Source organism: Candidatus Tisiphia endosymbiont of Temnostethus pusillus (genome assembly GCF_964264675.1).
In the GTDB taxonomy this organism is placed as follows: Bacteria; Pseudomonadota; Alphaproteobacteria; order Rickettsiales; family Rickettsiaceae; genus Tisiphia.
This window is the reverse complement of the sequence record NZ_OZ183472.1, coordinates 210,459-223,805: the sequence shown is the minus strand read 5'-3', so window position 1 is coordinate 223,805 and position 13,347 is coordinate 210,459. Positions and strand designations below refer to the sequence as shown.

Here is a 13,347-nt window from a genome sequence, read left to right as displayed (position 1 = left end):
GAAAGTAAAATTATAACATGCCATTTTATAGATTTCAAGATAACTATATGTTAGTAATGTTACAAGACCGACTTTTAAATTCCCCCTAGATATCAATTAGCATTTCTGCTAGGATTCTTATTATTCAAATTTGTATGTTTAAATGACTATGAAGAATATATTAATTATTAAACTATTAATTTTATTATTTACGATTAAACCCGCTTTGGCACAGCCATTGTCAATTGATAGCATATATCAACATTTATTGATAACATCTCCAAGTTACAACAATATTACCTATAATAAACCTTCAACCAATTATTTAATACCAAATAATTGGTTACTGCAAACACCAAATATTTGGGGTGCTACTTTAGAAGAATATGGAGAAGGGCTTACGCCAGTTGCAGATAACGTGATAGATGCACAATTTTTTGTCCCAACATGCCGTACTCAATCAGATTGTCGCGGAATCAGTACTTGTAAAACTGCTGATTTTACTTTGGATAATAGAACATTATGTTTAACAAATGCATATAATGTGTTAAACACTATGTATAACACAATTATTAATGCCACTACATCTGTAGATATTACAACTCTCGGTAAAGATTACTTTAGTTCAGGAGCATTTACTGCTATGTTGCAAAATGCTGTCATAACACTAGGTAAAAAAAGCATTAATTCTCCTCATTTTATAACTATACGCTTATTATATGGTACGTATAAAGAAGTTCCACCTGAATGGATGAAAAGCTATTTAAATAATATTATTTCTAAATTACCAGCCAATAATAAACTAATTATATCAATTGCTAATATTAGGTCATGTACATTTAAATCCAATTGTGGAAATCAGGAGAAACAACATGATATCTCTCTTGATCTCTCTTGGAATCATGGCAAAATTATTGCGGTGGATGGTAATATATTAATCACTGGTGGAGAAAATTTATTTGGTCAGGATTACACTCAAGCAGAGCCAATTAATGATGCCAATATTAAAATATTTGGACCTGTTGTAAATGGGGCAACAACTTATGCTAATATATTATGGAAATATGTACAACATCATCGAGCTATAGCAGTAAACCATTGTTATACATATAAGAAGGGGTATATTTCAACAAAATGTGCTAAAGCTATTTCCTTAAATAACGAATTTAATGTTAATAGTTCATTACCTGTACAGGCAATGTTTATTAGTAAATTGAACAATGGAGTTGGCATTGGTGATGATGCTGATCAATCAGAAATTGCAAGGGTATTTGCTCTAAAAAATGCTACTCGCTCTATCAAAATTAGCCAACAAGCCCTATTTTTTAAAGAGAGTAATTATCCACTGCTAAATAAAATACTGCCACCAATTAGTACTGTTAATGGTAATATTATTCAAGCAATAGCATATGCTATACATAATAATGCAGTAGATACATATATAGTGACCAGCAACTTATTCAGATTTAATTACTCAGATCATGTAGATTTACAATATTTATATGATTATATACTTAATACAATAGTTTCTAATTATCATGTTGAGAGTAAAATAGCCGCACAAGAATTAAAACAGCATCTCCATCTTGCTTATATAAGTTATAATCATATTATCAATACCAATGCAAGAAGCCATAATAAGTTTTGGATAGTAGATGACAAAGTTTTTTATTTTGGTAGTCATAATTTTTACCCAACATCATTACAACAATTTGGCATTATTGTAGATAGTATAGAAGCTAGTAAAATATTATTGGAATCCTATTGGAATCCTATGTGGGAATATTCTGCTAAATATAACTTCAGAATGAATAACGATTGAACTGCTAGTTCAATTCATTAAACTCTACTCTAGCAAATAATTTTATTTGAAGTAGAGAGAGTTCAGAATGATCTTTTGAACCTTCTTCTGCTAATTTATTGGCTTTAGTTAAAAGGTCTAAATCTCTAGCTAGATCAGCGAAAAAGAATCTTATTTCACCACTTTGCTTTGTTCCTAATATTTCTCCGCTACCTCTTAGGAGCAGATCTTGCTCTGCTATATAAAAACCATCATTGCTATTTCTCATCACTTCAAATCTAGATTTTGCAACCATAGTTAATTTTTGAGGATCATATAGAAGAATACAATGAGATTGTAAAGTTCCACGTCCAACTCTACCTCTTATCTGATGTAACTGAGCTAAACCAAACTGTTCAGCATTTTCTATTACTATTAAGGTTGCTTCTGGTACATCGATACCCACTTCAATTACAGTTGTAGCAACCAAGATTTTAATATTACCATTCTTAAATTGGTGCATAATCATATCTTTTTGCTCATTTTTCATTTTACCATGTATAGTACCTGTAATGTTAGGGTAGGCATTCTCAATGGTAACTAGTCTAGTGTTGATGTCGGTTAATCCTGTATTTTTTGCCTGTGTTGTTAACTCTTCATCATTTTGATCGATAAGGGGACATATCCAGTAAATTTTCTCTCCAAATTTTAGCTTTTTATCTAAAACTGAGATTACATCATTTAGCTTGGTCTTTGGCAATATGCTAGTAATAATTGGTAGTCGATTTTTTGGTTTGCTTGTTAATTTAGCAATATCCATATCTCCAAACATGGTCAAAGTAAGACTTCTAGGAATAGGGGTTGCGGTCATCACCAAAACATCGGGATGAGAGGCTTTATTAATTAAATCTAACCGTTGTTGTACACCAAATTTATGCTGTTCATCAATGACGATATAACCTAAATTTTTAAAGTTTACTTTTTCTTGAAATAATGCATGAGTGCCAATTAATATATCAATATCTCCATTTTCTAAGCTTGATAGAACTTTGTTTCGTTCTTTGGTAGATATTTTTCCAGTAAGTAAACCAAGTCTTATTCCAGTTTCACTTAAGGCTTTAACGAAGAATTGGTAATGCTGGTTTGCTAATAAATCGGTAGGGGCCATTAGTGCAGCTTGAAATTTATGGTATGATACAGTGACCATTGTCAATAAAGCTACTAGGGTTTTACCAGAACCAACATCACCTTGGAGTAAGCACATCATTTCTGTAGGAGATAATTGATGTTTTGCAATTTCCTCAATCACGTTCTTTTGGTCAGGTGTGAGTTCAAAGCCTAATGTCTTAAGTATTGCTTGTTGTAGCTGACTAGACCCTGCAAATGAATTGCCTTGTTTTAATTTTGTTTGTTGGCGGAGATATTGTAATGAAATTTGGTTAGCAAAAAGTTCCTTTTCTGCCAGTCGTCTTAAAGCTTGAGTATGTAATTCTTCTAATTGCTTAGTTTTAACCTGATATAAATGTAAAGTTTTTAAATCTTCTAATAATGATTTAGTATAATCCTTTACTTCTTGAAAACTCTCAGGAATACAGCACCACTCTTTCTCAAACAAATCAAGCCCCTTTATTATATAGGAATAAAGTTGCTTATTAATTATCCCATAGGTCAAAGGATATATTGGTTCTAGGGGGCTGGTAAGTTTTTGATCCAAAATAAATATTGGGTGGACTATTTGAGGTAAGCTAGAGAAAACTTGTACCTTACCATTAATTGTATGTTTACTGCCTATTGTAAGTTTACTTAGAATAAAATAAGATGGTCTATTAAAAAATATCAGCAGAATTGAGCCGGTCTCATTGTATCCTAAGATTTTCAAAGGCTGTTTTTTGTTCTTAGGCACAAGCACTTCTTCAATTGTTATTTCAGTTTGAATTAACTGACCATTTTTTAGTGAAGATAAATTTGGTGAAATTATTTTAACTTGATAAGAAGTAGGGCGGTAAAATAACAAATCTCTTAAATTGATTATTCCCAATCTTTTAAGTCCAATAATTATATTATCACCAACGTTAATACGTGATTTAATTGGTAAGAAAAAAAACTTATTGATAGTTAACATATTATTTTTTTAATTAACCTGAATTCGATGTAATATACTCAAATGATTTGAAAAATTGGATTTGAAAATGAATGGTGAGCAGGCGTAGCATACATATAGTATAGTTACGCCTGCGAGTCCATGATATTTTCAAAAAACAATTCGTAGGAGCAGAAGAGTATATTAATTTGTTACATCGAACTCAGGTCAATAATAACTATATTTTATTTACAGCATCTAGAGTTTAGTGCATAAAAATATCAATATCGTTCCATCCTGCTAGGTCTAAGTTGGCTCTAATAGGTAAAAACTTAAAAATTTGTTTTGCAATATCTAACCTATTTTCGGCCAGTAACATATCTTGCAAGGTAGCACGAAGTTGATGTAGGTAAAGGACATCTTTGGCAGCATATTCTTTTTGTTCAGCTGTAAGATCCAACCTTCCCCAGTAGGAAGATTGTTGTTGTTTAGAAATTTGGACTGAAAGTAATTCACGGCATAAGTCTTTTAAACCATGAGCATCAGTATAGGTTCTAACTAGTTTAGAAGATATCTTTGTACAGAATATGTTCTCCAAATCTATTCCAAGATATTTTCTTATTGCTGCTAAATCAAATCTAGCATAGTGAAATATTTTGCATCGATTCTTATCAAGCAATAGTTTTTTTAAATTAGGTGCTGCGTAATTCTTGTCAATAAAGTTTACTAAGTAAGCCTTACCATCTCCATTACTCAGTTGCAAAAGGCATAACCTATCCCTATGTAAGTTTAATCCCATCGTTTCTGTATCGATTGCTAGGTCTCCTGCAATATTAAAATCTTCCGGGAGATCATTCTGAAAAACTATAATACTAATAATAACCTCCTAAATTATTTTATGGTAAAAACCTGTTCTTTTGGCGATGCTACTCCTAAAACTCTTCTTGCTTCTTGGTCAAGCATATCTCTATCTAGAGATTCCGGTCTAAGTAGTGTTACTTTATGTTCAAGTTCAACACGTTCTGCCCTTAAAGTTTCTAGTTCACTATAGGTTTTTTCGAGTCGTTGATTTAATGTAAAATAAGCAATAATTCCTCTATTACCACAAATAGAATGGAAGATAAAATAAGCTAATAATAAAGATAGCAAAACATTAAATATTATCTTTTTAGAATTTTTAACTGAATCAATAAAATATTGATAATTCATAATATTTTAATAATAAAAAATAATATTGGGGCGGTAAGAATTATGCTATCAAATCGGTCTAAAACACCGCCATGACCTGGTATTATAGTGCCAGTATCTTTTATAGCAAATTTACGCTTAAAATATGAAATAAATAAATCGCTCATTTGTGCTATTAGTGCTAAACAAATAGCTGCTATAATTAAGTGCCGTTTGTTTAATAAATAGTCAGTTGGTAAGTTAAAGCTAGGTACTAAACTTAATAAAAACGCCGTAAGCCCACTAGCTAATACCCCTATGATTAATCCACTCCAAGTTTTGTTAGGACTAATCTTGGAGGTCAACTTAGGTCCACCTATATTCTTCCCACCAATCATAGCAAATATATCAACTGACCATATTATAATGAAATATAGTAATAATAGCCATCGATTTTTATCTTCAGTAGCAATTATTATTAAAGATATAGTGGGAATGGGAATGATAACAAGACCCAGTAATATATGAAAAAAGGACGATTTTGTCATTTGATACCATTCATATAACATAATTATGGCAATTAATAACATAACTATATTAAATAATGACTTAATGAACATTATCGCTATAATAAATACTGGTCCTATTACTAGGGCTGATAATATTCTTACTACTATATTAGACCTCTTATCTAGCACCAAAATTCCTTTTTCTTTTTGAATAATCGTTTAACGCTTCTAGTATATCTTGTTTGTTAAAGTCAGGCCAGTATTTAGGTAAAAAATATAGTTCAGCATAGGCAGCTTGCCATAGTAGAAAATTACTGATTCTACATAGACCACCAGTACGAATTAACAAATCTACATCAGGCATTCTTGGATCATATAGATAATTACCAAACTCATTCTCGCTAATTTGTGTTTTACTAGAATTGATGATTTTCTGACATGCGTCAACAATCTCTGCTCGCCCGCCGTAACTAAAAGCAATACAAAGAGTTATGTTATTATTATGTTTTGTTAATTCTATAGCATCATGGATTTGTTTTTGTAACATATTATCTAACATATCCAATCTACCGATAACTTTTATTTTGACTCCGTTTTCGTGTAGTAGTGTAGTCTCATTTTTTAGATAATAACGTAATAATTTTAGTAAAAATGTCACTTCAGTCTTTGACCTACGCCAATTTTCTGATGAGAAAGTATAAAGTGTCACGTAAGGTATATTAAGTTCTATAAAATCTGGTAATAATTTCTTTACTCTATTAGCACCTGCTCTATGTCCCTCAGATTTTGGTAAGCCTTTTTCTAAAGCCCACCTTGCATTACCGTCCATGATAATGGCTAAATGATTTACTTTGTTGATTGTATTCATATTTATTGTATATACGCTGGGATGACTCGAAGTTATCACCATTACTATGGCTCAGGTTAGCTATATAATAACACAGAAATGCCATTAATGAACATATATTTGCGGTCAGTTATAGGAAATTTTCATCGTAATAGATCATTTATGGATACTTTACTTCTAGTTCCTTTATCCACCTGTTTAACGATTACTGCACAATATAAACTTGGTTTTCCTGAATCAGCAGGTAAGCTGCCTGGTACTACAACTGAGTAGGCCGGAACTCTACCATAAATTATTTTTCCACTTTCCCTATCTACTATCTTGGTAGATGCACCAATAAATACTCCCATACTAATTACACTTCCTTCTTCTACTAAAACCCCTTCTGCTATTTCTGATCTTGCACCTATAAAACAATTATCTTCAATTATTACCGGGGTATCTTGTATTGGCTCTAGTACCCCACCAATACCTGTTCCGCCAGAAATATGACAATTCCTTCCTATTTGTGCACATGATCCTACGGTGGCCCAAGTATCAATCATTGTTCCTTCTCCTATATATGCACCTATATTAATAAAAGAAGGCATAACAATAACGTTTTTAGCTAAATATGTCCCCGTTCTTATAAATGCTCCGGGAACGATACGACAGCCATGGGTTCTAAATAATTCTTCATTATGATTTGTAGCAAATTTGGGAGCAATTTTATCATACCATTTCATACAATCACCAGAATGGATTTGCGAATCAGTTACAATAAAATGTAATAAAATTGCTTTTTTTACCCAAAGATTAACTCGCCAATCAGCCCCTTCTTTTTCACAAACCCTAATTAATCCTTGATTTAAACCATCAATAATATTATTCAATATTTGTTTGGCATAATTAGTTTTTTCTGCATCTTGAGTTAATTTATCGCGTATTTGCCAAAATTCTTCTATAGTATTAATATGTTTTTGCATAACATCCTTGCTAAATTGTAAAAAAAATCATAATTTACTTTATTTTTAAGTCAACCTATATACTCAAATTTGAGTATACAAATTAGATCACGTAAATGAGTATTGCTTGCCCAAATTGTAACACTACCTTTATAGTTTCAAAAGAACAAATAGGTATGACTGGTAGGAAGGTCAAATGTTCAAAATGCCACCATATATGGTATCAAAAGGCAGAGCTTGATCAGCAAGAACCTCCCATTATATCAGATAATACCACAAAAAACGCTAGCACTAATGAAAATAATAAAATATATTCAACTAAAGGTACTAACTTACCGGCTTTATTACCAACTAAAATTCCTGAGCAATCGCATATTTTATCTATATTATTGTGGCTTAGTTTAATTGTCTTCTTATTATTAATGTTATTTCACGAGAAGTTTAATATACCAGCTCTGTATAAAGAGAATAATAATATATTAACTATAAGAAATATACATGTTGAACAAAATAAAGAAATGGGACAAATTAAAGTGTCCTACAGGATAAGTAATACTTCTGACCATGATGTGACAATACCACTTATTCGGGTTAGATTGCTCAATAAAAAATATGTAACAGTAAAATCCTATATAATGAATCAAAAAAATATTAAATTGCCACCTAAGCAACATATCGACATCGCTACGTATCTTGATGTAGTTCCTCGTGCAAGTGAGTTGTTAAATATTATGCTTGGTAATAGTTTGGATTTCATATTACATTAGACTTCTTTTGAAAGAGACTTATAATCAATTCAAATACTCCCATAACATAACCGGAAGTTCGATGTAGCTTGTTACATCGAACTTCCGTGATATATATAGAAAAAAATGAATAAACAAATTATATACCCTAAACTAATTCCTAGGCTCTTTGCTTCTTGCCTAGATTCGTTTTTGTTATCAATTTTTACAACTCCGATCACCCACTTTATGTTATCTAGACTGTCTTTATTTTTTTTTAAAGCTAGTATAGCGGATATACTAATAATGGGTAGCACGAAACCGGAGTTAGTTCAAAATGTAACTGCTAGTAATGTTCTTACATTATTTATTTTAATGTTTATAATTAATTTTGCCCTAGCTGCAACATATTTTATTGGTTTTTGGATTTATTTGGGTGCTACTCCAGGAAAAATGGTTATGCATATGAAAATAGTAGACGCAATCACTCTTGGAAAACCTAGTAAATGGCAATTAATTAAAAGATTTTGTGGATATGTATTAGTGCTAGTTGGTATTTGGTTTATACTATTTTCTAAACAACGCCAAGCTTTGCATGATAAAATTGCTGGAACAGTGGTTATTAAAAGTTAAAACACAATAGTATTAATTTTAAAAGTTGTAGTATACTCTTCTGCTTTGAAGAATTGTTTTTTGAAAATATCATGGATTCGCATGCGTAACTATACTGTATGTACGCCTAGCATGCTCACCATTCATTTTCAAATCCAATTCTTCAAATCATTTGAGTATATCACTAGATTATTAGTAGTAAAAATGATGTCATCAACTATGATTTTTTTATTTTAAACCTTTTTTTAATTTCTTAAAAATCATAGTTGATGACATAGTAGCTAGCAGAGATGATATCTCATCCCTAATGAGGATGATACTGAGCCTAATATTAACTTGTTACATCGATATTTGAGGTTATTATAAGTAGTAAAGGTATGCTAAAATGAATAAACTAAATGAAATAGATCAGTTGATCTATCTTTTCTCCAAACTACCTAGTCTTGGTCAAAGATCAGCAAGGCGTATAGTCCTGCATCTTTTACAAGAAAAAGACGTTAGGTTAAAAGGTTTAATTTCCGCTCTTTCTTACGTAGATAATAATGTTGTCAAGTGCGATATTTGTGGCAACATAGATTCTCATCATATTTGTAGAGTATGTTCATCTGATGATCGCAACAAATCTATTATAGCAATTGTTGAAACAGTGACAGAATTGTGGGCAATAGAGCGTAGTGGCATTTTTAATGGATATTATCATGTACTAGGACATAATTTGTCAACTGCAAATAGCCATAATTCTAAAGCATTAAGACTACCAGAATTACTAGCTAGATGCCAAGAGAATAACATTAATGAAATAATTATTGCAACTAATTCTACCTTAGAAGGTCAAACTACAGCTTATTTCATTACTGAATATTTCAAAGATTATACTATCAAAATATCAAGATTAGCTAGCGGCATTCCAATAGGTGGAGAACTAGACTATTTAGATGAAGGAACTTTATCAGCTGCAATAACCTTAAGACAGCCTTTTGACTAATTTATTAAAAATTATTTATTGTGTTGAAAAATTTAATATAATATATAAACTGTTGGCTAGATATTATATTAAATTTTGTTAATAAATTATCAAAGATTACTAAATTAGAATTATTTATATGAAATGTTAATTTGAAATTTTTAGATATTTTCATTAGTTTATTTTATATTTTACCTTGCATATAATTATTTTAACTAAAGTAAGCATATGTACCAACTTTTTTGGACTATTTTAGTCATATTTTTGATTCCTGTAGTTCTTTATATTTGCAGGTACAAGATGTTTTCGTGGTTTAATTTAAGAAATAATTCAAAAACTAAAATATTAGAATTAGAACAAAAGATATCAGAGCAAGATAATATTTTGAATCACGTTACTCACGAAATTAGGACTTCGATACATGGGGGAAGTAGTATCGCTCAGTTTTTATATGAAAATTGGGATAAAATGGATGAGCAAGAACACGTAAAGTATGTCAGTATAATAGCTAAAAATAATCAACGTCTTATAAAATTAATTAATGACCTACTAGACCTATCTAAGTTTAGTACCGGGAAAATGCAGTTTAATTTTGTTGCTATGGATCTATTATCTTCTATAAAAGAGACCGTGCAGCAACTTACAGAATTAAACATAATTAACGATCGAATTAATATTATTCTTATTGATCATAGTATTACAAAAGCAATGATTAATGGAGATAAAATTAGGATTAACCAATTATTAAATAATTTATTTAATAATGCACTCAAATATACTAAGGAAGGATTAATTATAGCGGTAATTGATTTAAAAAATCATGAAAATATTCCTTATTGGTGCTTTAGCCTAATCGATACAGGTATAGGAATTCCAGACTCAGAACTTGAGACTATTTTTGAAGTATTTACTCGTAGTTCACGAACTAATAATAATTTTCTTGGTACAGGTGTTGGTTTATCTATTTGCCGAGAAATTGTACTGGCTCATAATGGTTATATTTATGCCGAGAATAACCGTAAAAGAGGAACAAAATTAGAATTTATGATTCCTGTATACGATAAAAAAGAGACATAAAATGCTTACAAAGGATAATATTGCAAAAGTATTTACTATACTTTTTGTTGATGATGAACCAATTTGCCATGACGTAATAAACTTAGTGCTACATTATGAACAAAAATATAAAATTATCAGTGCTTATTCCGGACAAGAAGCAGTTAATTTATCTAAAACACATGCTAATACAATAGAGTTAATATTTCTTGATATTTCTCTTCCTGATATGACAGGTTGTGAAGTACATAAACAAATAAGAAGTGATGAGAACCTTGCACATATTCCTATAATTTTTCAAACTGGTTTGTCTAGCAATCATCAGGAAATGCAAAAGCTCTTACAAGAACAAGCAACATACCTAATCCATAAACCTTATAAAAACGAAGAACTGCTTGAAACTATAAGGCAGTTCCATAACTAGATATATACTCAAAGCAAAAGAGTATACTCATTTATAAGGCAATTAGATATAAGATAAATATTCTTATATCTAATTGAGGTTACTTAGATATTATATGTTTATTTTTTAATAATGAAACAAGGTCACCGTTTTCATACATCTCACGTACTATATCGCAGCCACCTATCAATTCCCCTTTTATATAAAGCTGTGGTATGGTAGGCCAATCACTGAAAGATTTGATATCTTCACGTAAGCTAGGATCGGTTAAAACATTAATATCACGAAATTCTACGCCAAGTTTTTTTAAGATAGAAACAACGGTAGCAGAAAAACCACATTGAGGAAAATTAGCAGTGCCTTTCATAAATAATACAATATCATGATTAGCAATTTCATTTTTTATAAAATCAAAATTTCTATTCTCTAACATTCCTAAACCTGATAAAAATTATAACTTCTTTTACTCTTAAATGTTATATTATGCAAGCTCAAATAGTTGATAAAATTTTTGAAATTTTAAGCCAAAATAATCCTACTCCCCGAACGGAATTAGAATATGTGAATAATTTTACTCTATTAGTAGCGGTGATATTATCCGCACAAGCAACTGATGTTTCAGTTAATAAAGCAACTAGATTATTGTTTGTGAAGTATAATACACCAGAGAAAATATTAGAGCTCGGGGAAGAAGGGGTAAGAACCTATATAAGATCAATAGGTTTATTTATAACCAAAGCAAAAAATATTGTTGCACTTTGTCGAATTTTGATAGATAAGTATGACAGCAAAGTACCTAACAATTTTGATGACTTAATTAAATTGCCAGGTGTCGGAAGAAAAACTGCTAATGTAGTATTGAATTGCCTCTTTGGTAAGTCAACTATCGCAGTTGATACGCATGTATTTAGAGTTTCTAAAAGATTAGGACTGGCAAATAGTAATACTCCCAAAAAAGTAGAACTTGAATTAGTTAAAGTTATCGATAAAAAATGGTTACAACATGCTCATCACTGGTTGATATTGCTTGGTAGGTATATTTGCAAAGCACGAGTACCAAATTGCCCTGCTTGCCCAGTTAAAGAATATTGTGAGTATTATGCTAATAATTTTCTGAAGTAGCAAACTGTAGATGCACTTCTGCTTTAAAGAATTGGCTAGGAGTACGAGTGACAAGTTAACTAATCGTATATTTAGTATGTGAGTACGCAAAGTCCCGATAGTAAGACAATGCTAACACTTTAAAGACGAATAGTATACCAAACCTATTGCTTACGTAACCTTAGTTCGATATAAGAATTAATAATTCTTATATCGATACTTGCTTTGTTATAAGGAAAAATGCACTCTTGAAGCGCTTCTGCGGGTGCATTTTAACTTTTTTCATCATTCAATATGTGATTTTAATAATTAAAATCACATATTGAATGGAGTATTATATTTTAACAATCAGGTGGGCAGCCACTTCAAACCTGATTGTTTCTATATATAATACTGAATTCGATGTAACTTGTTATTCTGAATTCCCATAGATGGAGAGGTGGCCGAGTGGTTTAAGGCGCTCGCCTGGAAAGCGTGTTCACGGTAACGTGTCAGGGGTTCAAATCCCCTCCTCTCCGCCAGTTCTTATCAGGATTTCAGGATTTTTTACTTTACTAAAAATTTCATATGTAACTTCTCAGACAAATTTCCTGAAATTTGACCTACAAAAAAATATATTTTTAACCCTATTACAATAGGGGATCAAAACCTGATTACAATTTACACTTTAGCCTGTTTGGCAATATCACTGAGCCACCTAGGCAATTTCCCACTAGCTTCTTGCTTAGACCCGTTACCTCCTGAATAGCCATCTGTTGAATCAGAATCTGAATCGTAATCTGACTCGTCATCAGTTGGAGATGCATCAGAGGAATTGCAGGGTGATGCTTCATTTGCTGAGCTTACCGTTACCTCTGTAGGTAAATTAACACTTTGCTCCTCAGTTGACTCAATTTCTGACAAAGTTTTTTCATCTCTTTTCGTCGTTACCTCAAGTGGTAAATTAACGTTTTGTTCCTCAGTTGATTCAGGCTTTGACACAGTTTGTCCACAATTTTCTTGATTTTTTCCATATCTAGATATTAGACTTCTTTCGAAACTCTACTTCTGCTGGTGATTTGTACATCGATGCGGTACTCGAATCCGTAACGGAATTAGAGTACACTGCGGTTCGAGGTGAAGCGTCTCCTTCAAATCCTTCAGCACAAGCGAGTTTCGAAAGAGGCCTATTATATATATA

15 protein-coding genes and 1 tRNA gene are annotated in these 13,347 nt (G+C 31.3%); 8 read left to right on the top strand and 8 right to left on the bottom strand.

Features of this window, described 5'->3' with window-relative positions; genetic code table 11:
* The first annotated feature begins 148 nt into the window (after window positions 1-148).
* Window positions 149-1,801 carry a hypothetical protein gene (locus ACFEL2_RS01165; protein ID WP_375332042.1) on the top strand — a complete coding sequence of 551 codons (1,653 nt, stop codon included), beginning with the start codon at window positions 149-151 and terminating at the stop codon, window positions 1,799-1,801.
* A 4-nt stretch (window positions 1,802-1,805) separates the two neighbouring features.
* Here the strand turns inward: ACFEL2_RS01165 and ACFEL2_RS01160 are convergent, their stop codons facing one another.
* The 6 genes from ACFEL2_RS01160 to dapD form a co-directional block, all read right to left on the bottom strand.
* Window positions 1,806-3,881 (bottom strand): ATP-dependent DNA helicase RecG, encoded by a 2,076-nt coding sequence (locus tag ACFEL2_RS01160; RefSeq protein WP_375332041.1) that lies wholly within the window; start codon window positions 3,879-3,881, stop codon window positions 1,806-1,808.
* 223 nt (window positions 3,882-4,104) lie between these two features.
* Window positions 4,105-4,716, bottom strand: coding sequence for a ribonuclease D (locus ACFEL2_RS01155; protein ID WP_375332351.1), 612 nt, complete (start codon window positions 4,714-4,716; stop codon window positions 4,105-4,107).
* 14 nt (window positions 4,717-4,730) lie between these two features.
* Window positions 4,731-5,048: an FtsB family cell division protein gene (locus tag ACFEL2_RS01150; protein WP_375332040.1), complete on the bottom strand. Its 318-nt coding sequence runs from the start codon at window positions 5,046-5,048 to the stop codon at window positions 4,731-4,733.
* On the bottom strand, window positions 5,045-5,707 hold the full coding sequence (locus tag ACFEL2_RS01145) for a phosphatidate cytidylyltransferase (RefSeq protein WP_375332039.1): 663 nt from the start codon (window positions 5,705-5,707) through the stop codon (window positions 5,045-5,047). Before ACFEL2_RS01145 ends, ACFEL2_RS01150 begins: the two co-directional genes overlap by 4 nt.
* On the bottom strand, window positions 5,694-6,383 hold the full coding sequence (gene uppS / locus ACFEL2_RS01140) for a polyprenyl diphosphate synthase (RefSeq protein WP_341751339.1): 690 nt from the start codon (window positions 6,381-6,383) through the stop codon (window positions 5,694-5,696). The genes ACFEL2_RS01145 and uppS overlap by 14 nt, the downstream gene beginning before the upstream one ends.
* 122 nt (window positions 6,384-6,505) lie before the next feature.
* A complete protein-coding gene (gene dapD / locus ACFEL2_RS01135; protein ID WP_341751340.1) occupies window positions 6,506-7,327 on the bottom strand; it encodes a 2,3,4,5-tetrahydropyridine-2,6-dicarboxylate N-succinyltransferase in 822 nt (273 codons plus the stop codon).
* Between the two features lie 95 nt (window positions 7,328-7,422).
* Here dapD and ACFEL2_RS01130 point away from each other — a divergent pair, with 95 nt between their 5' ends.
* The 5 genes from ACFEL2_RS01130 to ACFEL2_RS01110 all read left to right on the top strand — a co-directional run bounded on the left by ACFEL2_RS01130 (window position 7,423) and on the right by ACFEL2_RS01110 (window position 11,087).
* Window positions 7,423-8,073 (top strand): MJ0042-type zinc finger domain-containing protein, encoded by a 651-nt coding sequence (locus ACFEL2_RS01130; protein ID WP_341751341.1) that lies wholly within the window; start codon window positions 7,423-7,425, stop codon window positions 8,071-8,073.
* Window positions 8,074-8,178: 105 nt separating this feature from the next.
* A complete protein-coding gene (locus ACFEL2_RS01125) occupies window positions 8,179-8,664 on the top strand; it encodes an RDD family protein (RefSeq protein WP_341751342.1) in 486 nt (161 codons plus the stop codon).
* Between the two features lie 364 nt (window positions 8,665-9,028).
* The gene (gene recR, locus ACFEL2_RS01120) at window positions 9,029-9,628 is read left to right on the top strand and encodes a recombination mediator RecR (protein ID WP_341747653.1); all 600 of its coding nucleotides are present in this window, start codon (window positions 9,029-9,031) and stop codon (window positions 9,626-9,628) included.
* A 279-nt stretch (window positions 9,629-9,907) separates the two neighbouring features.
* Window positions 9,908-10,684, top strand: coding sequence for a HAMP domain-containing sensor histidine kinase (locus ACFEL2_RS01115; RefSeq protein ID WP_341755278.1), 777 nt, complete (start codon window positions 9,908-9,910; stop codon window positions 10,682-10,684).
* Window position 10,685: 1 nt separating this feature from the next.
* Window positions 10,686-11,087: a response regulator gene (locus ACFEL2_RS01110; protein WP_341751345.1), complete on the top strand. Its 402-nt coding sequence runs from the start codon at window positions 10,686-10,688 to the stop codon at window positions 11,085-11,087.
* 79 nt (window positions 11,088-11,166) lie between these two features.
* On the opposite strand, the gene grxD is transcribed toward ACFEL2_RS01110, so the two are convergent.
* Complete coding sequence (grxD, locus tag ACFEL2_RS01105; RefSeq protein WP_342260359.1) at window positions 11,167-11,499, bottom strand: Grx4 family monothiol glutaredoxin; 333 nt, start codon at window positions 11,497-11,499, stop codon at window positions 11,167-11,169.
* 50 nt (window positions 11,500-11,549) lie between these two features.
* On the opposite strand from grxD, the gene nth reads away from it, so the two are divergent.
* Window positions 11,550-12,188, top strand: coding sequence for an endonuclease III (nth, locus tag ACFEL2_RS01100; protein WP_341751347.1), 639 nt, complete (start codon window positions 11,550-11,552; stop codon window positions 12,186-12,188).
* 412 nt (window positions 12,189-12,600) lie between these two features.
* Window positions 12,601-12,688 (top strand) — tRNA-Ser (locus tag ACFEL2_RS01095).
* Window positions 12,689-12,827: 139 nt separating this feature from the next.
* On the opposite strand, the gene ACFEL2_RS01090 is transcribed toward ACFEL2_RS01095, so the two are convergent.
* Entirely contained in the window at window positions 12,828-13,148 is a 321-nt protein-coding gene (locus tag ACFEL2_RS01090) for a hypothetical protein (RefSeq protein ID WP_341751348.1), read from the bottom strand.
* Between the last annotated feature and the right edge of the window lie 199 nt (window positions 13,149-13,347).

Excerpts from the sequence above, each read along its gene's own strand:
- ACFEL2_RS01125 (WP_341751342.1), top strand. The coding sequence starts at position 8,179 with ATGAATAAACAAATTATATACCCTAAACTAATTCCTAGGCTCTTTGCT.
- ACFEL2_RS01160 (WP_375332041.1), bottom strand. The coding sequence starts at position 3,881 with ATGTTAACTATCAATAAGTTTTTTTTCTTACCAATTAAATCACGTATT.
- ACFEL2_RS01150 (WP_375332040.1), bottom strand. The coding sequence starts at position 5,048 with ATGAATTATCAATATTTTATTGATTCAGTTAAAAATTCTAAAAAGATA.
- ACFEL2_RS01130 (WP_341751341.1), top strand. The coding sequence starts at position 7,423 with ATGAGTATTGCTTGCCCAAATTGTAACACTACCTTTATAGTTTCAAAA.
- grxD (WP_342260359.1), bottom strand. The coding sequence starts at position 11,499 with ATGTTAGAGAATAGAAATTTTGATTTTATAAAAAATGAAATTGCTAAT.
- dapD (WP_341751340.1), bottom strand. The coding sequence starts at position 7,327 with ATGCAAAAACATATTAATACTATAGAAGAATTTTGGCAAATACGCGAT.
- uppS (WP_341751339.1), bottom strand. The coding sequence starts at position 6,383 with ATGAATACAATCAACAAAGTAAATCATTTAGCCATTATCATGGACGGT.
- ACFEL2_RS01115 (WP_341755278.1), top strand. The coding sequence starts at position 9,908 with ATGTTTTCGTGGTTTAATTTAAGAAATAATTCAAAAACTAAAATATTA.
- nth (WP_341751347.1), top strand. The coding sequence starts at position 11,550 with ATGCAAGCTCAAATAGTTGATAAAATTTTTGAAATTTTAAGCCAAAAT.
- ACFEL2_RS01165 (WP_375332042.1), top strand. The coding sequence starts at position 149 with ATGAAGAATATATTAATTATTAAACTATTAATTTTATTATTTACGATT.
- recR (WP_341747653.1), top strand. The coding sequence starts at position 9,029 with ATGAATAAACTAAATGAAATAGATCAGTTGATCTATCTTTTCTCCAAA.
- ACFEL2_RS01110 (WP_341751345.1), top strand. The coding sequence starts at position 10,686 with ATGCTTACAAAGGATAATATTGCAAAAGTATTTACTATACTTTTTGTT.